This window comes from Rhizobium sp. BT03 (genome assembly GCF_030053155.1).
Lineage (GTDB): Bacteria > Pseudomonadota > Alphaproteobacteria > Rhizobiales > Rhizobiaceae > Rhizobium.
The window spans coordinates 1,383,208-1,403,272 of the sequence record NZ_CP125640.1; the positions used below are offsets into that span (position 1 = coordinate 1,383,208).

General features: G+C 62.2%; 24 protein-coding genes and 1 pseudogene. 11 read left to right on the forward strand and 14 right to left on the reverse strand.

Annotated elements, in window-relative coordinates; genetic code table 11:
• Nucleotides 1-92 precede the first annotated feature (92 nt).
• Nucleotides 93-546 (reverse strand): annotated as a pseudogene (locus tag QMO80_RS06880) (NUDIX hydrolase).
• Nucleotides 547-705: 159 nt separating this feature from the next.
• Between QMO80_RS06880 and QMO80_RS06885 the strand changes: the two are divergent.
• Nucleotides 706-972 carry a type II toxin-antitoxin system ParD family antitoxin gene (locus QMO80_RS06885; RefSeq protein ID WP_283199404.1) on the forward strand — a complete coding sequence of 89 codons (267 nt, stop codon included), beginning with the start codon at nt 706-708 and terminating at the stop codon, nt 970-972.
• Between the two features lie 2 nt (nt 973-974).
• On the forward strand, nt 975-1,289 hold the full coding sequence (locus tag QMO80_RS06890) for a type II toxin-antitoxin system RelE/ParE family toxin (RefSeq protein ID WP_283199405.1): 315 nt from the start codon (nt 975-977) through the stop codon (nt 1,287-1,289).
• A gap of 44 nt (nt 1,290-1,333) precedes the next feature.
• Here the strand turns inward: QMO80_RS06890 and QMO80_RS06895 are convergent, their stop codons facing one another.
• Nucleotides 1,334-1,726, reverse strand: coding sequence for a hypothetical protein (locus QMO80_RS06895; RefSeq protein ID WP_283199406.1), 393 nt, complete (start codon nt 1,724-1,726; stop codon nt 1,334-1,336).
• A 224-nt stretch (nt 1,727-1,950) separates the two neighbouring features.
• Between QMO80_RS06895 and QMO80_RS06900 the strand changes: the two genes are divergently transcribed.
• The 7 genes from QMO80_RS06900 to QMO80_RS06930 all read left to right on the forward strand — a co-directional run bounded on the left by QMO80_RS06900 (nt 1,951) and on the right by QMO80_RS06930 (nt 9,317).
• Complete coding sequence (locus tag QMO80_RS06900; RefSeq protein ID WP_283199407.1) at nt 1,951-3,513, forward strand: helicase HerA-like C-terminal domain-containing protein; 1,563 nt, start codon at nt 1,951-1,953, stop codon at nt 3,511-3,513.
• Between the two features lie 152 nt (nt 3,514-3,665).
• On the forward strand, nt 3,666-3,917 hold the full coding sequence (locus QMO80_RS06905; protein WP_283199408.1) for a hypothetical protein: 252 nt from the start codon (nt 3,666-3,668) through the stop codon (nt 3,915-3,917).
• On the forward strand, nt 3,871-5,463 hold the full coding sequence (locus QMO80_RS06910) for an ABC-F family ATP-binding cassette domain-containing protein (protein ID WP_283199409.1): 1,593 nt from the start codon (nt 3,871-3,873) through the stop codon (nt 5,461-5,463). The genes QMO80_RS06905 and QMO80_RS06910 overlap by 47 nt, the downstream gene beginning before the upstream one ends.
• Nucleotides 5,464-6,189: 726 nt before the next feature.
• Nucleotides 6,190-6,447, forward strand: coding sequence for a hypothetical protein (locus tag QMO80_RS06915; protein WP_283199410.1), 258 nt, complete (start codon nt 6,190-6,192; stop codon nt 6,445-6,447).
• Complete coding sequence (locus QMO80_RS06920; protein WP_283199411.1) at nt 6,444-6,605, forward strand: hypothetical protein; 162 nt, start codon at nt 6,444-6,446, stop codon at nt 6,603-6,605. The genes QMO80_RS06915 and QMO80_RS06920 overlap by 4 nt, the downstream gene beginning before the upstream one ends.
• A gap of 407 nt (nt 6,606-7,012) precedes the next feature.
• Nucleotides 7,013-8,539 (forward strand): ABC-F family ATP-binding cassette domain-containing protein, encoded by a 1,527-nt coding sequence (locus tag QMO80_RS06925; RefSeq protein ID WP_283199412.1) that lies wholly within the window; start codon nt 7,013-7,015, stop codon nt 8,537-8,539.
• A 163-nt stretch (nt 8,540-8,702) separates the two neighbouring features.
• Nucleotides 8,703-9,317 carry an outer membrane protein gene (locus QMO80_RS06930; RefSeq protein ID WP_283199413.1) on the forward strand — a complete coding sequence of 205 codons (615 nt, stop codon included), beginning with the start codon at nt 8,703-8,705 and terminating at the stop codon, nt 9,315-9,317.
• 176 nt (nt 9,318-9,493) lie between these two features.
• Here the strand turns inward: QMO80_RS06930 and QMO80_RS06935 are convergent, their stop codons facing one another.
• The 3 genes from QMO80_RS06935 to QMO80_RS06945 form a co-directional block, all read right to left on the reverse strand.
• On the reverse strand, nt 9,494-10,273 hold the full coding sequence (locus QMO80_RS06935; protein WP_283199414.1) for a VOC family protein: 780 nt from the start codon (nt 10,271-10,273) through the stop codon (nt 9,494-9,496).
• A gap of 53 nt (nt 10,274-10,326) precedes the next feature.
• Nucleotides 10,327-10,794: a DUF1579 domain-containing protein gene (locus QMO80_RS06940; RefSeq protein ID WP_283199415.1), complete on the reverse strand. Its 468-nt coding sequence runs from the start codon at nt 10,792-10,794 to the stop codon at nt 10,327-10,329.
• Nucleotides 10,795-10,963: 169 nt separating this feature from the next.
• Nucleotides 10,964-11,692, reverse strand: coding sequence for a thioredoxin family protein (locus tag QMO80_RS06945; protein ID WP_283199416.1), 729 nt, complete (start codon nt 11,690-11,692; stop codon nt 10,964-10,966).
• A gap of 86 nt (nt 11,693-11,778) precedes the next feature.
• Between QMO80_RS06945 and QMO80_RS06950 the strand changes: the two genes are divergently transcribed.
• Complete coding sequence (locus tag QMO80_RS06950; protein ID WP_283199417.1) at nt 11,779-12,300, forward strand: MarR family winged helix-turn-helix transcriptional regulator; 522 nt, start codon at nt 11,779-11,781, stop codon at nt 12,298-12,300.
• A gap of 271 nt (nt 12,301-12,571) precedes the next feature.
• Here QMO80_RS06950 and QMO80_RS06955 read toward each other — a convergent pair whose 3' ends face one another.
• Nucleotides 12,572-12,994: an organic hydroperoxide resistance protein gene (locus QMO80_RS06955; RefSeq protein ID WP_064837534.1), complete on the reverse strand. Its 423-nt coding sequence runs from the start codon at nt 12,992-12,994 to the stop codon at nt 12,572-12,574.
• Nucleotides 12,995-13,118: 124 nt separating this feature from the next.
• Here QMO80_RS06955 and QMO80_RS06960 point away from each other — a divergent pair, with 124 nt between their 5' ends.
• The gene (locus QMO80_RS06960) at nt 13,119-13,607 is read left to right on the forward strand and encodes a MarR family winged helix-turn-helix transcriptional regulator (RefSeq protein WP_283199418.1); all 489 of its coding nucleotides are present in this window, start codon (nt 13,119-13,121) and stop codon (nt 13,605-13,607) included.
• A 44-nt stretch (nt 13,608-13,651) separates the two neighbouring features.
• Here QMO80_RS06960 and QMO80_RS06965 read toward each other — a convergent pair whose 3' ends face one another.
• The 8 genes from QMO80_RS06965 to QMO80_RS07000 all read right to left on the reverse strand — a co-directional run bounded on the left by QMO80_RS06965 (nt 13,652) and on the right by QMO80_RS07000 (nt 20,045).
• A complete protein-coding gene (locus tag QMO80_RS06965; RefSeq protein WP_283199419.1) occupies nt 13,652-13,885 on the reverse strand; it encodes a hypothetical protein in 234 nt (77 codons plus the stop codon).
• 106 nt (nt 13,886-13,991) lie between these two features.
• Nucleotides 13,992-14,228, reverse strand: coding sequence for a 30S ribosomal protein S21 (gene rpsU / locus QMO80_RS06970; RefSeq protein ID WP_003569533.1), 237 nt, complete (start codon nt 14,226-14,228; stop codon nt 13,992-13,994).
• Between the two features lie 56 nt (nt 14,229-14,284).
• Nucleotides 14,285-14,569: a cold-shock protein gene (locus tag QMO80_RS06975; RefSeq protein WP_097627564.1), complete on the reverse strand. Its 285-nt coding sequence runs from the start codon at nt 14,567-14,569 to the stop codon at nt 14,285-14,287.
• 211 nt (nt 14,570-14,780) lie between these two features.
• The gene (locus tag QMO80_RS06980) at nt 14,781-14,990 is read right to left on the reverse strand and encodes a cold-shock protein (protein WP_283199420.1); all 210 of its coding nucleotides are present in this window, start codon (nt 14,988-14,990) and stop codon (nt 14,781-14,783) included.
• Between the two features lie 261 nt (nt 14,991-15,251).
• Nucleotides 15,252-15,986 (reverse strand): L,D-transpeptidase, encoded by a 735-nt coding sequence (locus tag QMO80_RS06985; protein ID WP_283199421.1) that lies wholly within the window; start codon nt 15,984-15,986, stop codon nt 15,252-15,254.
• Nucleotides 15,987-16,160: 174 nt separating this feature from the next.
• Nucleotides 16,161-16,967 carry a L,D-transpeptidase gene (locus tag QMO80_RS06990; RefSeq protein WP_283199422.1) on the reverse strand — a complete coding sequence of 269 codons (807 nt, stop codon included), beginning with the start codon at nt 16,965-16,967 and terminating at the stop codon, nt 16,161-16,163.
• A 411-nt stretch (nt 16,968-17,378) separates the two neighbouring features.
• Nucleotides 17,379-18,299 carry a S9 family peptidase gene (locus QMO80_RS06995; protein WP_283199423.1) on the reverse strand — a complete coding sequence of 307 codons (921 nt, stop codon included), beginning with the start codon at nt 18,297-18,299 and terminating at the stop codon, nt 17,379-17,381.
• 120 nt (nt 18,300-18,419) lie between these two features.
• On the reverse strand, nt 18,420-20,045 hold the full coding sequence (locus tag QMO80_RS07000) for a cisplatin damage response ATP-dependent DNA ligase (RefSeq protein ID WP_283199424.1): 1,626 nt from the start codon (nt 20,043-20,045) through the stop codon (nt 18,420-18,422).
• Between the last annotated feature and the right edge of the window lie 20 nt (nt 20,046-20,065).

The following is a 20,065-nucleotide window of genomic DNA, read 5'->3' on the forward strand; positions in this document are numbered from 1 at the left end:
CAATCCGGCATTGCTTGTTCCCTATGGCGGGGGAACCGGCGATCAAAGTTTGGCGAGCAGAAAATCAGCTTCGCGAAAACGCCTTCTCGGGCTCAATCGCGCCAGCGTGACAGCACCTTTTCCAGCCCTGTCGGATAGAGATCGATGTCGGCATCGCGCACCATGTCACGGCCGAACCAGCGTGCCGTCGTCCCCGTCTCGTCGAGTTCGGAATAGCGGATTTCATCGCGCTCATAGAGCGATGCATCGGCCAGTTCGATATCGGCGGCAAAGATATATTCATGACCGGTTGCGCCATGATGTTCGAAGATGTTTTCGAGGAGATGCCAGGGGCCGACGATGCGGATCGCCGTCTCGAGCTCCTCCCGGAATTCGCGCTGCAGGGCCTCTTCGCGCGTCTCGCCGAATTCGATCGAGCCGCCGAGCGGGCGAATGCCCTTGATGCGGCCGCCGTCATCCTCCACTTCCGCGGCGAGCAGCCGGTCTTGCCTCCATACAAGGCATCACCTTCACCCTGATCTGCTGCGGTGGGCGCCAGACAGTCATGCGGCTCTCCTTCTATTCGCCGGAAATCCCTACTTAACCGACAAAGGTTGCAAGGCAAGGGCGACCGGGAATTATCACGCGCGTATTCTTAGGCTAAGATTGATATCTATTGTCACAACGGAACGACTACCCCATACTGATGATAACGAAAGGAAAGCCATGCCCAACGTTGCGCTTGGAAGCCACTACGAGGAGTTTGTCAGGAAGCAGCTGGAATCCGGCCGCTACAACAACGCCAGCGAGGTCGTCCGTGCAGGCCTACGGCTGTTGGAGGATCATGAGGCGGCCCGCGAGCGCTGGCTCAATGAGGAGATCCCGGCGCGCTACGACGAGCTGATGAACAAGCCGAGCCTTGGCATCCCGGCCGAGACGGTGCGCTCTCGCTTTGAAACCAAAAGTCGGAATGATGCGGCGAAAGCCAAGTAGGGATGCCCTATCGCATTATTTACCATCCCAAGGCAGAAGCAGAACTAGACAAGCTCTATGACAATATCGCCGTTGAGGCCGGAACTTCTATCGCTGGCGACTTCGTTGACGCGGTGATCACCTTCATCGAAGCTCTGGCGACGTTTCCGGAACGGGGCACGGTGCGGGAAGGCCGGATCCCCGGCTTGCGGATTATCGGCTATCGGCGCAGTGTCAGTGTAGCGTTCTCGGTTAGTGGCGATAACGTCATCATACTGGGTGTGTTTGCGCGGGGACGTAATATTACCGACGAGATTCTGGAAGAGCGACAACGGTGAACCTCCGCGGCAAGGCCGCGAAGGCTTATTTTGGCGGTTGTCGCTCAGACGAACTGGCTGAGCCCCGGAACCGAAGCGACGACTTCGTCGACGACCTCTTCGCCGGCATATTGCTTGGCGATGGCGATGGTTTCCCTGGCGAGCGAGGTGATCTCGCCCATGCCGAGGCCTTCGCCCATCAGCTGCTCGCCGAGGCCCATGATGCCGCCGCCGCCGAGCGAGCTCATCAGCCCGCCGAGCAGACCGCCGCCGCCGGCGCTCTCGCCGTTGAACTGGGCGACGAGATCGGCGCCGCCGGGGATCGCTTCGATCATCCGTGCAACCGGGCCGTCGGCCGCCTCGCGCTGCAGGAAGCCGAGCATCATGCCGAGCGCCTTTTCGGCCAAATCAGGCGCAATACCCACACGATCGGCAATCTGGGTCACAATTTCATTCATCGTCAGCCTCCTGTTATTTTGACGTTAACGTCAACGTTAATCGAGATTCCAGTGCAACTCAAGTCCATGCCGCCCGATGGGCACTGCGTGGGGTTTTGCTTTCGATGCAAACAGTTGTCGGCATCCGCATGCCTGCTTATAACAGGGAAACGATGGTTCGATGAAGGCGTTGAAAGCCAAGCCTTCTCGACAAATGGCGGCAAAGCCCGAAGGGAGCATTGGGGATGATCGAGGATGGCAAGATTTTCATCGGCGCAAGCCGCAATCCCGATGACAGCATCAACAAGCCGGAATATCTCGACCTGAAATTCGGCAACCGCCACGGCCTCGTCACCGGCGCCACCGGCACCGGCAAGACGGTGACGCTGCAGGTGCTGGCCGAAGGTTTTTCGCGGGCCGGCGTTCCGGTGTTTGCGGCCGATATCAAGGGCGATCTTTCCGGCATCGCCGCCAGGGGCGAGGCCAAGGATTTTCTCACCAAGCGGGCCGAGCAGATCGGTTTCACCGACTATGAATTCGACCAGTTCCCGGTGATTTTCTGGGACCTGTTCGGCGAAAAGGGCCATCGGGTGCGCACCACCGTTGCCGAGATCGGGCCGCTGCTGCTTGCCCGGCTGATGGACGCTTCCGAACCGCAGGAAGGCGTCATCAACATCGCCTTCAAACTCGCCGACCAGGCCGGGCTGCCGCTGCTCGACCTCAAGGATTTCACCTCGCTGCTCAACTATATGGGCGAGAATGCCACCGAGCTTTCCAACCAGTACGGGCTGATCTCCAAGGCCTCGGTCGGCTCGATCCAGCGGGCGCTGCTCGTTCTCGAACAGCAGGGTGCGGAGCATTTCTTCGGCGAACCGGCGCTGAAGATCTCCGACATCATGCGCACCAGCAACAATGGCTACGGCCAGATCTCCGTGCTTGCCGCCGACAAGCTGATGATGAACCCGCGCCTTTACGCCACCTTCCTGCTCTGGCTGCTGTCGGAGCTGTTCGAGGAATTGCCTGAAGTGGGCGACCCTGACAAGCCGAAGCTGGTCTTCTTCTTCGACGAAGCCCATCTGCTCTTCAACGATGCGCCGAAGGTGCTGGTCGAACGCGTCGAGCAGGTGGTGCGGCTGATCCGCTCCAAGGGTGTCGGCGTCTATTTCGTGACGCAGAACCCACTCGACGTACCGGAAACGGTACTCGCTCAGCTCGGCAACCGGGCGCAGCACGCGCTTCGCGCCTATTCGCCGCGCGAGCAGAAGGCGGTGAAGACGGCGGCCGAGACCTTCCGCCCCAACCCGGCCTTCGATTGTGCCACCGTCATCACCAATCTCGGCACCGGTGAGGCGCTGGTCTCGACGCTGGAGGTCAAGGGCGCGCCCTCGATCGTCGAGCGCACGCTGATCCGCCCGCCCTCCGGCCGCGTCGGCCCGGTGACGGATGCCGAGCGCCAGCAGATCATGGACAGGAGCCCGGTTCTCGGCGTCTATGACGAGGACATCGACCGCGAATCCGCCTTCGAGCTGCTGGCGGCGCGCGCCAAGAAGGCGGCCGATGCCGAAGCCGCCAAGCGGGCGCAGGAGGAAGCGGCCGAGCAGCCGGGCAGCACCTCCGGCTGGAACCTGCCGGGCTTCGGCGGCAGCAATGACGACAACCAGCAGAGCCGCGGCCAGTCGCGCGGCAGGACCTCCGGCTACCAGCGCGAAACGGTGGTGGAAGCAGCGATGAAAAGCGTGGCGCGCACGGTGGCCACCCAGGTCGGCCGGGCGCTGGTGCGCGGGATATTGGGGAGCTTGAAGCGGTAGTTATTTCGCAGGCGGCGCGCTGTAAGCCCCTCATCCGCCTGCCGGCACCTTCTCCCCGCAAACGGGGCGAAGGAGGCTTGCCGCGACCTCTCCGTTTCTCACCAGCGTCTCGCAGGGCACGTCCCCTCGCCCCGTTTGCGGGGGTCCGAAGGATGGGTCGAGACGAGTGGCTCGACCCCGGCAGGGTTAGGGTGGCGGGTGGCTTTCTGGAAGAAAGCGTGATCGTTCCCGCCTTGAACCACAAGCCTCGCTTCCCTAAATTATCCGCCATCGACCATTTCAACAGGATGTGTGCCGCAATGGATTTCAACCCGATCGCAATGCCAGTTCGCCTTGCCAACGGGGAAATCCACATCCATGCCTGCATCCATCACTCTCTCGCAAATTTCATGGGCCACGCCTGACGGGCGGCCGCTTTTTTCCGATCTCGACCTGAGTTTCGGGGCAGAGCGTATCGGCCTGGTCGGGCGCAACGGCGTCGGCAAGACGACGCTGCTGAAGCTTATCTCCGGCGGCATCCGGCCGCAGTCGGGGACGCTGTCCGTCAGCGGCAGCCTTGGCATCCTGCGCCAGAGCGTGCAGGTGGCACCCCATGAAACCGTCGCCGATCTGTTCGGCGCGACCGATGCGCTCGCCGTCCTCCATCGGGCCGAAACCGGCACGGCAACGGCCGACGAACTTTTATCCGCGGACTGGACGCTGGAGGCGCGCATGGCCGCTGCACTTGGCCGCACGAGGCTCGACGCCGAGCCGCAGACGCCGCTTGCCGCGCTCTCCGGCGGGCAGCGGACCCGGGCCGGGCTTGCCGCGCTGGTTTTCACCGAACCGGATTTTCTGCTGCTCGACGAACCGACGAACAATCTCGACCGCGACGGCCGCGAGGCGGTGATCGGGCTGATATCGGGTTGGCGGGCCGGCGCGATCATCGTCAGCCATGACCGGGAATTGCTCGAAAGCATGGATGCGATCGTCGAACTGACCTCGCTCGGCGCCACCCGCTATGGCGGCAACTGGAGCCATTACCGCGAGCGCAAGGCGCTGGAGCTTGCCGCAGCCCAACACGATCTCGCCGATGCCGAAAAGCGCATTTCCGAGGTGGCGCGCAAGACGCAGGCGACGGTGGAACGTCAGGCACGGCGGGACAGCGCCGGGCGGAAAATGGCGGCCAAGGGCGGCATCCCGCGCATCCTGCTCGGCGGCATGAAGGAGCGGAGCGAAACCACCGGCGGCGACAATGCCCGGTTGGCCGAACGACGGCGCACCCAGGCGCTGGAGGAGGCAAAAGCGGCACGCGAAAAGATCGAGATCCTCCAGCCCCTGTCGGTCAACCTGCCGTCGACCGGGCTTTCGGCCAGCAAGATCGTGCTGAAAATGGAGGCCGTAACAGCGGGCTATCGGCCGGGAGATGCCGTCATCCGAGATCTCTCCTTCGCCGTGACGGGGCCGGAACGGATCGCCCTCACCGGCCGCAACGGTTCGGGCAAGACGACGCTGCTGGCGCTTGTAACCGGCGCGTTGAAACCCTGGGCCGGCACGATCGCCGTGATGACCGGCTTTGCAATACTCGACCAGAAGGTCAGCCTCCTCGATCCGTCGGCCTCGATCCGCGATAATTTTCGCCGGATCAATCCGCTTTCCGATGAAAACACCTGCCGCGCCGCGCTTGCCCGCTTCATGTTCCGGGCCGATGCTGCGCTGCAGACCGTCTCGACGTTGAGCGGCGGACAATTGCTGCGCGCCGGCCTTGCCTGCACCCTCGGCTCCGCGCCGCCGCCGCTGCTCATTCTCGACGAGCCGACCAACCATCTCGACATAGACTCGATATCGGCAGTCGAGGCGGGTCTCAGCGCCTATGACGGAGCGCTCATCGTCGTCAGCCACGACGAGACGTTTCTCGAAAATATCGGCATCAGGCGGCGGCTGGAATTGCCGGGCGATGCGGGTGGGTGATTTCAGGAGAGCAGCAGCGCCCTCCACCACCGGCACCTACCATTCCCTAACTGCCTATAAGAGCGCGGCCTCCCCCAACCGAAGCCCGAGAGGGCGTGGCCTCGAAGCACGCCGCAACATTGCTTCCTGCATCCCTCTGACGCCGCCTCCCTCGCCTCATTTTTCCGGCAACGGTATTTCCATCCTGCAACCCTTTCGAGAAAGGCCCCGGTGTATTTGCCTTTCGGCCTGCCATTAAGTCTTCGCTCAATCTCGATTGCTCCACTAGCCCGTTTCGTCGTGAAAAGGCTTGAGGTCGCTAGTTCGAAAGCGATGCCATACTTGCAAGATATAACGCATTCAACCTATTGATAACCACCGCGGCAGCTTGGAGGAGAAGGGCATGACTATGGAAGAGGCGATCGGGCATCGTGCAGCCCAAAAGTGGAGCCTCTGGAGAAGCGCCAATATTGGCATTAGCGTTAGCGCTGCCATCTTGTTGCTTCAGGTCGCGAACGGTCGAGGCTTTGAACTAGCAAACTACGCCCACACTCGGAGTGCGGAAACGATTAGCGCTTTAGGTGGGCAGGTTCTCGCCGCACCACTATTATTTGTGGTGATTGCAGCCATACGAAACGTTTTCAGAAGGGGTCAAGCTAAGTCGAACGCAAGTGCCATCCGGGGGCAATCACGTTTGCGGCGCTCTTTGTCACAATTTTCGTCGGCCTTCTTGCCTACGGAGAGTTTGTGTTCTCTCGCGACGAAGCAATCGGTGGCGAAGCTCGAAAATCATTCATAGCCGACACCCAGTTTGCTTGCGTTCGAAAGCAGGCCTCACTCAACCAAGCTATTACCCAGCAGCAAATCCAAACCTATTGCACCTGTTTCACCGAGAAGATGGCCGACATCACGACGTACAAACAATTGGGCACTGAACTGGCTGCCAAAGACCTCGCGGACCTGCAGCAAAAGGTTGGAGAAATAGGCAACCTTTGCCGCCAATGACTTCTGAACGGCGCATCGACTCGATATCAGCGGTCGAGGCCGGGCTGCGTGCTTATGACGAGGCGCTCATCGTCGTCAGCCATGACGAGACGTTTCTCGAGAGCATCGGGATAGAGGGGCGGCTGGAATTGGCTGGCGGTGTGCGGCGGGTTGATTGATGGATGCTCCTTGCATCCATCAACCACCAACGCACCTGCCTCGCCCTTCGAGGCCCCTGCCGGGCACCTCAGGACGAGGCTCTCGTGGGCTCCGCGGTTCCCTTGCCTCATTTTGCCGGCAATGGTATTTCACTCCTGCAACCCTTTCGAGAAAGGAGGATCACGCTATGCAAACTTACTTCCGGCATCATCGCCAGCGTGGTCCCGTCGACGCCCTGCAAATGCGTTTGCAGGGCTGACCAGAGACCGTTCCCGACATCTCTTCCTGGTCTGCCCTTCGTGGCCAATGCGGCGCCGTAACCCATGGTTGGCTCCCGCATTCCTGTAACTTCCCGGGCCCGATAGGCGCAATTCCGTGATGGCTGAACGCCCCGGATCGCCTCCCCGGTCAAGACCAGAGAACGATCATGACCCTCATCAATATCCGCAATCTCGGCGTGACGCTGAGCAATCCGCTGTTTTCGAAACTCAATCTCGTCGTCAATTCAGGCGACCGCATCGGCCTCGTCGCGGCCAACGGACGGGGGAAATCGACTCTGCTTGCCTGCATCACCGGCGCGTTGGAGCCGAGCGAAGGCGAGATCACCAAGGCCCGCGGGCTGACCGTCGGCCATGTCGCGCAGAACGTGCCGGCCGCCCTCTTCGACACGCCGTTTTACGATGCTGTGCTGCAGGCGCTGCCGGCCGATCAGGCCGAAAGCGAAAGCTGGCGGGTCGATGTGGTGCTGGACTCGCTCGAGGTGCCGGAGGTGATGCGTTCCCGGCCGCTGCAGCAGTTGAGCGGCGGATGGCAGCGGCTTGCCATGCTGGCCCGCACGTGGGTGAGCGAACCCGACGTGCTGTTGCTCGACGAGCCGACCAACCATCTCGACCTCGAAAAAATCGCGCAGCTGGAGGGCTGGCTCAATGCGCTGCCGCGCGACGTGCCGGTCATCCTCTCCAGCCATGACCGCGCCTTCCTCGATGCGACGACCAACCGGACGCTGTTCCTGCGGCCGGAGCAATCGCCGGTCTTCGCCCTGCCCTATAGCAGGGCGCGCGCCGCCCTCGACGAGGTCGACGCCTCCGATGCCCGGCGTTACGAGCGCGACATGAAGACAGCCGAGCAATTGCGCAAGCAGGCGGCCAAGCTCAACAATATCGGCGTCAATTCCGGCAGCGACCTGCTCGTCGTCAAGACGAAGCAATTGAAGCAGCGGGCGGAGAAGCTGGAGGATGCGGCAAAACCCGCGCATCTCGAACGCTCGGCCGGCGCCATCCGGCTTTCCAACCGCGGCACCCATGCCAAGGTGCTGGTGACGCTGGAGGATGCGGCGGTGACGACGCCGGATGGCACGCTGCTGTTCAAGACCGGCCGGCAGTTCATCTGCCAGGGCGACCGGATCGTGCTGCTCGGCCTTAACGGCGCGGGCAAATCGCGGCTGGTCTTGATGCTGAAGCAGGCGATCGAAAGACCGGAGACAGCTCGGGATGGTATCAAGGCGACGCCGTCCGTTGTTCTCGGCTATGGCGATCAGGCGCTTGCCGATCTTGCCGATACCGACACGCCGATCGGCACGATCATCCGCCGCTTCGATGTCGGCGATCAGCGGGCACGCGCCCTGCTGGCCGGTGCCGGCATGACGATCGACATGCAGGCAAAGCCGATCGGCCAGCTTTCCGGCGGCCAGAAGGCGCGGCTCGGCATGCTGGTGCTCAGGCTGACCGAGCCGAATTTCTATCTGCTCGACGAGCCGACCAACCATCTCGACATCGAGGGACAGGAAGCGCTGGAGAGCGAGTTGATGGCGCATGAGGCGAGCTGCCTGCTGGTCTCGCACGACCGCAGCTTCGTGCGGGCGGTGGGAAACCGGTTCTGGCTGATCGAGAAGAAGAAGCTGGTGGAGGTGGAGAGCCCGGAAGGGTTCTTCACTTCGGTGGGATCAGAGGGGTGAGGGGTTATAGGGGGCGTGCCGTGACGCCCCTCCTCCGCCATCGGGCTCGCAACAAATCTCAACGTTAAAAGACACTCCGCAATATCGGCATGGCGCATGTTCCTGAGAGCCGGGCGGTGTCGCGACCGCCCTTTTTCGCTCCCAATGAACACGAGGCATTTTCATGCATATCAGATTTATCGCCTGCGCCGCTCTGGCGCTTGCGGCCGCCGTTCCGGCCGTTGCCGCCGACCTCACCTACGAAACGCCGGCTCCCGCCGCCGGGCAGGTATCTTCGGCTTATGATTGGTCGGGCTTCTATCTCGGCGGCCAGGGCGGATATTCCTGGAGCCAGACGAAGATCCTCGGCTCGGATCAGAATAGCGACGGCGGCACGGCAGGCCTCTATGCCGGCTATAATTTCCAATCCGGAAATATCGTCTACGGCATCGAGAACGACTTCAATTACAACTTCGAGAAAAAGGGCGATGCGAACCTCGAATGGGATGCATCCGGCCGCGCGCGGGTCGGTTACGCCCTGGATCGAACCCTGTTCTTCGCAACGGCGGGTGTGGCGGCCGGCGGCGGCAAGGTCGACATTCCCGCCGCCGGGAAGAAGGATGGCATCCTGATCGGCTGGACGGCCGGCGGCGGCATCGAACACGCCGTCACCAACCATATTCTGGTGCGCGGCGAGTATCGCCATTCCGATTTCGGCAACAAGGACTTCGGCTCGGCCATCGGCGATGTCGGCGCCACGCAGGACAAGGTTCTCTTCGGGACGAGCTATAAGTTCTGAGGGCCGCGCTGCGCCTGCCCCTCACCCTAGCCCTCTCCCCGTAAAAAACGGGGAGAGGGGACGTGCCCTGCGAGGCGTGAGTGAGGGACGGAGAGGTTGCAACATATTCCCTTCTCCCCGCGCGCGGGGAGAAGGTGCCGGCAGGCGGATGAGGGGCTACGGTTGACGTCAACAGCCTACCGCTTCGGCGCCACCAGGCAGAAGAAGGCGCCTTGCGGGTCCGTCGCCTGGATGATCCAGCTGCCGCCGGGGACTTCCATCGGGCCGTTGACGACCTTGCCGCCGCCTGAGGTGAGGCGTTCGATTGCGGCATCAAGCGCCGGCACGATGAAATAATAGCACCAGAAGGGCATCGGCATATTGTCCGGCTTGGTCATCATGCCGCCGATCTGCCGGCCATTGCGGGCGAAGAGGTAGTAGACGCCCATCGGACCCATGTCCATTTCGCTGTCCTTCGTCCAGCCGAACAGCTTGGAATAGAAGGCGACGGCGTCCTTGCCGTTGCCGGCGTAGAGTTCGTGCCAGCCGATATTGCCTGGCGCATCGGGGGCCAGTTCCGGCCAGGTTTTGTCCATCGGCGCCGGCGTCATGATGCAGAGCACTGCGCCATGCGGATCGGCGACGACGGCGAAGCGGCCGATGCCCGGGATGTCGTCCGGCGGACGGCGGACCGATCCGCCATTGGCGGCGAAATCCTTCGCCGACTGGTCGACGTCGTCGACATCGACATAACCCGTCCAGTTCGGCGGGATGCCCTGGCCTTCGAGTTCGGCCGGAAACTCCATCAGGCCGGCAACGCCGATGCCGTTCGCCTCGAAGATCGTATAGGTCGGCATGCCCTCCACTTTCATCTCGGAGGTGGTCCAGCCGACCACCGAGCTGTAGAATTTCGCGGCAGCCGATGTGTCGGGGGTCATCAATTCGCACCAGATGAACTTTCCATGCGTCTCAGACATCGTACTCTCCCTTTAGAGGCGCCCCTTTTTCCGAGGCTCGAGCGCCGTGATTGTCAGATCTTGCGGGCGTAATGCGCTTCCATGAACTGTTTCCAGGCGCCATCCGGCTGCCTGGCGCTGGAGATGAAGGTGCGGTGATCGGCGTCGACAAAGGCGATCTGCTCGCGATAATCGGCAAGACCTTCGCCGTTGAAGTCTGGCCCTGTCGTATAGAGGTCCAAGACGTTGCCGGAGGCGTCGAGCTCGCCCTCATAGACCCACATAAAGTCCATCATGCTGCCGATCCAGCTGCCGACATATTTGCCCTTGGCGGCGTTGTAGCCGAGCGTCAGGATGCTGGTGGCCTGCTTGCCATCCGGCATGCTGCCGGTGCCCTCGGCGACGAACCAGATGCCGTGCAGCGAGCGAACGGTCTCCGTCCAGGGCTCGCCGCCGGACATTTCGGGCGCGGTGACGGTCCAGTCGCCGACCAGTCTTTCAAGAAAGGAATGTTCCTTCAGCACTTCCGCGGTCTTCATCATCCTTCTCCCTTGCGTGATATTGGCCAATGGCTTTGTCGGCGCAATTCCGGGAAGCCGTTTCGCGACTTTCCCGGCAGAACCGCTGCGTAGGTCTGCTGGAATTTGCGCTGGCGAGTTAGGCATGATGCCGGTCGAAAACCGCCCGGGCTTTTCGCCATCATGCTCCGGCTCAGTGACAGCAGGATGGCGCCTTGGGGGCCTCCTCGTATTCGTCATGACGGCGCACGAAATTCATCGTGCTGTCCTCATTGCGGCCCTTCGGGGCGCGGTCGAGGATCATCAGGGTGCCGATCAGTTCCTCCGGCCCGCGGGCATAACTCGAATAGGTATGGAAGACCTCGCCCTTGTCGTTGCGGTAGAAGGCGCTCAGCCCCGGCAGTTCGTCATGGGCCTCGGCCGGCTCGATAGCAGTGAAATTGTAGAGGACCTTGTCTTTGGCAAGGTCCTCTGGGCTGAAAGAGACGTGATAATCGAAATTGAAATCGCTGCCGAAGGACGAGACCCAGGGGAATTTCCAGCCCATGCGGCTTTTGTAGGCGGTGATCTTGTCGAGCGGCGCACGTGAGACGGCGACCCAGGTGACGTCGTGATGGTTGAGATGAGGCAGCGCACCGTCCACATGATCGCACAGGAAGGAGCAGCCGGGGCAGCCGGCATCCCAATCCGGTCCGAGCATGAAATGGTAGATCAGCAGCTGGCTGCGGCCATCGAAAAGATCGGCGAGCGACTTCCTGCCCTCGGGCGTGTCGAAGATGTAATCCTTGTCGACCCTCACCCAGGGCAGCGCCAGGCGGGCGGCATTGACGCTGTCGCGCAGCCGCGTCGCCTCTTTTTCCTTCAAGAGCAGGGCACGGCGGGCCTCAAGCCATTGCTCACGGGACACAACCTCGTTCTGCATGGGATGCGCCCTCCTCCGGCGCCACCGGCGAGCCGGCACATCTCCTTCTCCTTGACTAAATACATTGATATCAATAGAAATGAAGCATGTCAAATTCGGTTGAAATTCCTTTCTCTACAACGCTGCTGGTGCGCGATACCTGCCTCTGCCTGCATGCGCAGCGGGCGGCCCGGGCGCTCGCCCGGCTGTTCGACGACGCACTGCGGCCGGCCGGGCTGACCAATGGGCAGTTTTCGCTGATGATGTCGCTGAACCGGCCGGAACCGCCGCCGATGGGACCGGTCGCCGCGCTGCTTGCCATGGACCAGACGACGCTGACGGCGGCGCTGAAGCCGCTGCAGCGCAAAGGCTGGGTGATGGTGGTGGAAAATCCGGAGGACCGGCGCCGCCGGTTGCTTGTTCTCACGCCCGAAGGCAAGGCGGTGCTCGCAAGGGCGCTGCCGATCTGGAAAGAGACGCATGCGATGCTTGACGGCAGGTTGCCGGATGGCGGTTCGGCGCGGCTACGGCAGGAGTTGCTCGCGGTGTCCTGGATGGCGGTTGAGACGCCGAAATCGGCTGGGTCGCTGCGCCGGCCGCGTCACAACGGACGGGCGATGGGCGAGTAGGGCTGGCCTGCCCCTCATCCGCCTGCCGGCACCTTCGCCACGCTCGCGGGGCGAAGGGGGCAAGCCGCGACCTCTCCGTTCCCCACCAACCTCTCGCAGGGCACGTCCCCTCTCCCCGTTTTTACGGGGAGAGGGTTAGGGTGAGGGGCTGCCATCGCGGATCGACGGCAATCCATACGCCGAGCACTGCGCTCATGTCAGCAGCAAGAAGGCGGCGGCATCCGCCCGAAGCAGGAAGCCGTCGCCCGCATTTTTTACTGGAAGCGCTTTATCAGGCGACCGTGACCGGAACTTCGGTCGAGGTGCGCATGGCGTGGCTATAGGGGCAGACGATGTGGGCTGCGGCGGCGAGCTTTTCGGCGGTTTCGCGGTCGAGGCCGGGGATGTCGACCGTCAGGGCCACTTCGATGCCGAAGCCGGTGCCGTCTTCGCGCGGGCCGATGCCGACCTTGGCGGAGACCGTCGTTTCCTCGGGAATCTTGACCTTCTGCTGGCCTGCGACAAATTTCAGGGCACCGAGGAAGCAGGCGGAGTAGCCGGCGGCGAAGAGCTGCTCGGGATTGGTGCCGGTTGCGCCGTCGCCGCCGAGTTCCTTCGGAACGGTCAGCGTCACGTCCAGAACGCCGTTTTCAGAAACGGCGCGGCCGGCGCGGCCGCCGGTGGCAGAGGCTTTGGTCGTATAGAGAATAGGCATGACGATCTCCTTTGGTTGGCCCTTCGATCGGGTTGATTTTAATTATCGCACAATTAAATTGTACGCAAGTGAATTTTGCAAATTGCATTTCGGCATGTAAAAGAAGACAATCGCAGGCTCAGGGATGTTGGATATGAAAGCGCAAACGGTAAAGACGATGGAGATACCGCAGGAGGAGAAACGGCTGGAAAAGCAGTTGTGCTTCGCGGTCTACGCGACGGCGCATGCCTTCACCCGCGCCTACAAGCCGATCCTCGACAGGGTGGGTCTCACCTATCCGCAATATCTGGTGATGCTGGTGCTGTGGGAACGCGGCGAACTGCCGGTAAAGACGATCGGCGAGCAGCTCGATCTCGATTCCGGCACGCTGTCGCCGCTGTTGAAACGGCTGGAGCAGAGCGGGCTGATCAAGCGCCTGCGTGACCTGCGCGACGAACGCCAGGTGATCGTGTCGCTGACCCCGAAAGGTGAGGCGATGAAAGGGGAGATCGATACGATCATGACGGCGATCGGCCAAGCCGCCGGCTGCACGCTCGAGGAACTGGCAGCGATGCGTGACATGCTGCATCGGCTGCGGGGCAATCTCGGCCGGGCCGCCACGAGCGGCGGCTGACCGCATCCGCCGGGCCAGTCCAAAAACGGGTGTAGGCCTGAGGATCAGGCCCGCTTCACAGCCGCCTTGGCCGGCGACCGGCGTTTCTTGGCAGGCGCCGCTTCAGGTGCTGCCTCGGCCTCCTGCTGCAGACGCAGGGCCTTCAGCTTTTCCGTCTTCTTGTCTCGGGCCGACGCCTCGGCCGCGATGATGGCGCGCGCCGTGTGATCGGTCGCTTCCGCCTTGTCGCGAGACGAAAGCTTGGCGGGATTGAAGAATTCTCCCTTGGTGGCGGTCATGTGCCCCTTTCTCAGGTGATGACGGAGGCTTTAGCCATGGCTAAGAGCCGTGATCCGCGGCCGGGCCGGCTGGCCGCGATGCCGCGGTTGGGCCGCGATGCCGGGATTAGCGGGCGCGGAGAACCTTTTTCGGCGCCGGCAGCAGGCCTTCGCGCTGCAGCTTCTTGCGGGCAAGCTTGCGCTGGCGGCGAATGGCTTCGGCCTTTTCGCGGGCGCGCTTCTCGGACGGCTTTTCGAAAGCGCTGCGCGCCTTCATTTCCCGGAACAGGCCTTCCCGCTGCATCTTCTTCTTGAGCACGCGGAGCGCCTGATCGACGTTGTTATCCCTGACGAGAACCTGCAAAACGATATCCTTCCTGTCGGCGGCCGGGCCGCGCTGTGATGGTAAAAACGGCGGGACTACTTGCCCGTCCGAATGCTCGAAAACTTCAGCCAAGGCTCGGCGCCATCAGACTTGGCCACTGCCTCGGGGGAAGCCCTGGAGGGCGATTCCCCGGTATCGATGTCGGCCTCGGTGATGCGGCGCTCGAAATTCTCCGCGTCGAACCGGACGCGATATTGCACATGCCCGTGGTCGTTGGGCAGAATGCTGGCGATCCGGCACCGCTTATCGGCTTTCGCCGTACGAGTGAGGCCCGATTTCAGCACGATCATATCGCCGATTTGATAGTTTAGTCTGCCCATTTCAGCGTCCCTTGAACTCTTCGGCTGCTCGCCGGTCAATCAGAATAACCGCGGTCAATTCGGACATGCCAGCGATCAAAGCAAAAAGGCCGGGTTGGCACCCGACCTCTTCCAGCCACTCAGCCATTTCTCCGCCAGTCGGTCAGCTCGCTGCCAGTACATCCGTGGTCAGCGCGCCGCCAGCATCTGGACAGCATAGGCGAATGACAAATCATGCGGCCTGAAGGTTGTCGGCTGCATTCTTGCCCGACTTCTTGTCGCGGACGAGATCATAGCGGATCTTCTGGCCTTCAACGAGTTCGCGCATGCCGGCGCGTTCGACCGCTGAAATGTGGACAAAAACATCCGTAGAACCATCATCGGGCTGAATGAAGCCAAAACCCTTGGTGCCATTGAACCATTTGACGACGCCTGAATTCATAACGATCTCCTTTTCAACCGTTGTGTTCGCCTGCGGAAGAATGTCCGACAAGCCGTATCGATGTTGAGAGGATATCTGACGGAGCGCTTCAGCGCGTGGACAAAGGTCGCAAGCAATTCGATACGCACCATGTAGGTTATTTAGCGAATTAAGCAATGGTTTTTTGAAAATAAACCTTTTCCGGCGCCGGAAAGCGGAGGCTTTTAGCCCGCCTGGATCAGGCAAGATCGGGCGACCGGACCGCGGCCGCCCGGATTGATATCACTGCCAGACGACGATCGGCGCCTTGGTCGGAACGCGGTCGTAGAGATCGATGATATCCTGGTTCATCAGCCTGACGCAGCCCGAGGAGACGGCCTTGCCGATCGAGCGCCAGTCGGGATTGCCGTGCAGGCGGTAGAGCGTATCTTCGCCGTTCGAGAAGATATAGAGCGCGCGGGCACCGAGCGGGTTCTTCAGGCCCGGCTCCATGCCGCCGTTGTCGATCGAATATTTGACGAGTTCCGGCTGGCGGGCGACCATCTCGTTCGGCGGCTTCCAGCGCGGCCATTTCTGACGCCACTGAATGACGCCCGAACCCTGCCAGGCGAAACCCTCGCGGCCGATGCCGACGCCGTAGCGCATCGCCATGCCGTCGCCCTGGACGAGATAGAGGAAACGCGACGGCGTATCGACGACGATCGTGCCGGGCGGCTGACCGGTGGGATCGAGGACGCGCTGGCGATAATAGCGCGGGTCGATCTGCTCGTAGGGAACGGCCGGGATGAGAAAGCCGCCGTCTTCGACGGGGCCATACATGACGGCAAGCTCGGCCCCGCTCGGCACACTCGACGCTCCGGGGGACTGGAACAGGCGCATCGGCGAACGGTACGTGATCATCGTATCGCCCGATGTGACCGTATTGGCCGAAGAGGCGCAGCCGGTGAGCGCGGAGGCTGCGGTCAATGCCGAAAAGGAAAGAAAGCTGCGGCGGGAAAGATGTCTATCGAAGCTCATGACGCGGGACTGATTTCCTCTGATGCGGGAGCCGGACGAGACCGCGCGTGAGCGGCGATTCGTCCGATGCCGAGAACAACATCAGAAGATCTATCGGCTTGCGCCAAATAAACCATAGCTTCACGCAGACGTGTCCGGCCTTGAGCGGACGATATCAGCAGCGCTGTTGCAGCGCTACATCACAACGATCTCCGCCTTGGCGGGAAGGCGGTCATAGAGATCGACGACGTCCTGGTTCAGCATGCGCACGCAGCCCGACGAGGTGGCCTTGCCGATCGACTGCCAGTCCGGCGTGCCGTGGATGCGATAGAGCGTATCCTGCCCGTCCTTGAAGATATACATGGCGCGGGCGCCGAGCGGGTTCTGGAGCCCCGGATTCATACCGCCGTTTTCGGCCGAAAAAGCGCGGACATCGGGCTGGCGCGAGACCATTTCGACCGGCGGCGTCCAGCGCGGCCATTTCTGCTTCCACTGGATGACGCCGCGGCCGGACCAGGCGTAACCCTCGCGGCCGAGGCCGACGCCGTAGCGCATCGCCTTGCCGTTAGCCTCGACGAAATAGAGGAAATGCGCCTTGGTATCGACGATGACCGTGCCGGGGCGCTCGGTCGTCTGGTAATCGACTTCCTGGCGCAGGAACTGCGGCTGCACCCGGCTGACCGGGATCGCCGGCAGGGTGAAATCCTCGTCGCGCAGCGCGCCATACATCGCCATGTGCACGGGATTGCTGACCGGCAGGCCGTAGGTCTGATGGAACTGGGTCTTGTAGAGCTCGCGCGTCTGCGGCACCGGCTGGTCGGGTATCGGCCGCACCCGGCGCGGATCGACGCCCGGCGGCTGATAGAAGACCGGCGAGGTTTCCTGGACGAAGCGGGCGGGCGAATCGGCGGCGACGTCGGGAATGAGGATGTTGCAGCCGCTCAGCGACACGGCTGCGATGACGAGCCCGGCAATCGGGAAAACCCGGTGCAGAAAATTCATGGAACCACCCTTATCAACGATCGGCGAGACAGCGATATCTGGCGCGACGATGGCATCCGCGGCTGGCGCGAGGCTGGCGTTGGGGTGAGAAATCAGGAAACGAGCAGGACGCCGTTTCTATAAGCGGCGACACCTCAAGGCCAGCCCCACTGCCCAGCCAGGCTTCCAACGGTGGAAAACGCGGCAAACAGGAGCATCAACGGAAAAATCCGCTTTGCATACCAGCCGTGTTCGGCCGGAGTCATTTTCATCAAGTCGCGACGACTCGCGATGGCCGGAAGCATTAGCCAGAGCACAACGAAAAGGGTCGCGGCTGCTGCGCCGAAGAATATGTTGCCAATCATGATTAGAGATTACAACTTCCGCGAAATTCATCAATGCGGCAATGGACTTTAAGACGCCAGCCGAAACTCAGGCCGCCACTCCGTGAAAGAATCGAATGCTCTGTTCGATCTCGGCCGGCAGCGCCGAGGTATGATTGCCGGCGACGGTTTCGGTCTCGATATGGATGCCGGCGGCGCGGGCGCGGCGGGCGAGCAGATCGGCCCGGTCGTTGAAATGGGCCTCTTCCGTGCCGTGGACGACCCGAACCGGGCACTTGAAGCTGTGGGCGTAGCAGAGCGCCGAGCGCACCTCGAACTCATGCGTATTGCTGTCGTCGAAGCGGATATCCTGGGGATAGCGGTTGAAGAAGCGGAAGGCATTGGGATTGCCCGAGATCGGCGCGGCGGCGCGGAATTTATGCGTGCTCATCGCCGTCAGCATGGTCAGCGTGCCGCCGATGCTGTGGCCGGCGATGAACAGGCGCCCGGGATCGACGCCCGGCAGATGCGCCATGCGCTCGGCGGCGGCGAGAACGTCGTCGACCTCATCGTAGAAGCCGGAGAAATTGCCCATCTGGCCGTTTTCCCCGCGCAGCGACGGCATCATCACGACATAGCCGGCATCCATATAGGGCTTCATCAGTTGCCAGTGGCCGATGCCCATGGCATTGCCGCCGTGCAGAAAGAGCACGGCCGGCTTGGCGGCGCGCTCGCGCTTGTACTTCGAGACCCAGGCGGCGAGTTCCAGCTCGCCGTAGCCGGAGCGGTAGAAGATCTTGTCGGCGTCGGCAGGCGCCGTCAGCGGCTCGTATTTGTCTGGCGCCGGCCCCTTCTGCAACAGCTTCGTGCGGAAATGGCTGCGGACCTTGGCGTAATCATGCTTGGCAAGGCGCGGTTCATCAGGGACATCGAAAGCGGCCGCCATTTGCGGCAGGACGAGTGCGCCGGCAAGGCCCGCCAGCACGGCACGGCGTTGGCGGAAAAAGGAATTTCGTTCATGCGAGCTCATAACGCAGCACCCAAATCATTTTCCCGGCACACAAGATTTGCACCGGAAGATCGTTGCCGCCAATACACATCCTGTTGAAATTTCGGGACTGCGTCATTGTTGCGCAGGAGGGATCGGAGATTATTCCGGCTTGGCATCGATCATGGCGATCAGCGTGCGCAGCCGGTCGGCCTCGTAAGGCGGTTTATCCGGACGAAGGCGGGCGATGCGGGGAAAGCGCATGGCGACACCCGATTTGTGCCGCGTCGAGCGATTAATGCCTTCGAAGGCAACCTCGACGACAAAGCCGAAATCCTTGTCGGCGCGCACGGCGCGCACCGGCCCGAAGCGCTCGGTGGTGTTGTTGCGCACGAATTTGTCGAGCACTTCGAGCTCGGCATCAGTGAAGCCGAAATAGGCCTTGCCGACCGGCACCAGCTGCTCGCCATCCTCATCGTCGGCCCAGACGCCGAAGGTGAAATCGGAATAGTAGCTGGAGCGTTTGCCGTGGCCGCGCTGGGCATACATCAGCACCGCATCGACATTATAGGGATTGCGCTTCCACTTGAACCAGGGACCCTTCATCCGGCCGGCCTGGTAGATACTGTCGCGGCGTTTGATCATCACCCCTTCGATGACCGGATCGGGCGGGGCGGCACGCAGACGGTCGAGCTCGTCCCAGGAGGAGAAAGGCACGAGTGGCGAGAGGTCGAACCGGTCGTGGGGGGCGCGATCGATGATCTCGGTCAGACGGTCGCGGCGGTCGGCATAGCTCCGGCCGCGAACATCCTCGTCATCGTCGAAGAGCAGGTCATAAGTGCGGATGAAGGCCGGGTAATCGGCCAGCATCTTTGCCGTCACCGTCTTGCGGTTCAGGCGCTGCTGCAGGTCGGAGAAGGTGCGGGTCGGGCTGTTGGAGCGGGCGGTGCCGCCGACCAGCAGCTCGCCGTCGACGACGCCGGAAAAACTGATGGCGTCGAGAATATCGGGAAAGGCGCCTGAAATATCGTCGCCAGAGCGCGAATAGATCTTGCGCCGGTCGCCGGAACGGGAGAGCTGGACACGGATGCCGTCCCATTTCCATTCGGCGGCGTAATCGGCCGGATCGAGGCCGGTGAGATCCCCCTCCTCCACCGCATTGGCGAGCATGACCGAATGGAAGATCGCCGGTGTCGCCAGCACCGGCTTTTCGCCGCCCGCCGCCAGCCATTCGAACAGCGTCTCATAAGGCGGCTGCAGGCCGTGCCAGAGCGTTTCGATCTCGGTGACGTCCTTGCCGCCGAGATCGGCCAGCGCCTGTTTGGCCAGACGGGCGGAAACACCGATGCGCATGGCGCCGGTCGCCAGCTTGATGAAGGCGAACCGGCCTGAGGAATCCAGCCGGTCGAGCAGGTCGCGGACGAAGCTGCGCACTTCGGTGCGGCCGAGCGCATTCATGCCGGAAACGACCTCGCCGAGGCGCGGCTGGGAAAGTGCGGAGCGGTCAATATCGCGCTCATTGTCCCAGACGAGCGAGATGGTTTCGGCGAGATCGCCGACATAGTCGTAGGAATAGCGGAACAACACCTCATCCATGCGCTCCAGCACCAGTTCGCGCAGCATGGCGGGCTTGACATTGCGCACCTCCAGCGTGCCGGCAATGGCGGCAAGGCCGTAACCGCGGTCGGGATCGGGCGTATCGCGGAAATAGTCGGTGAGCAGCTTCAGCTTGCCGTTGCGGCTGGGGGTCAGGACGAGGCGGTCGAGCAGGTCGGCGAAGGCTTTCATGTCGGCCGCCTCATTCCGGG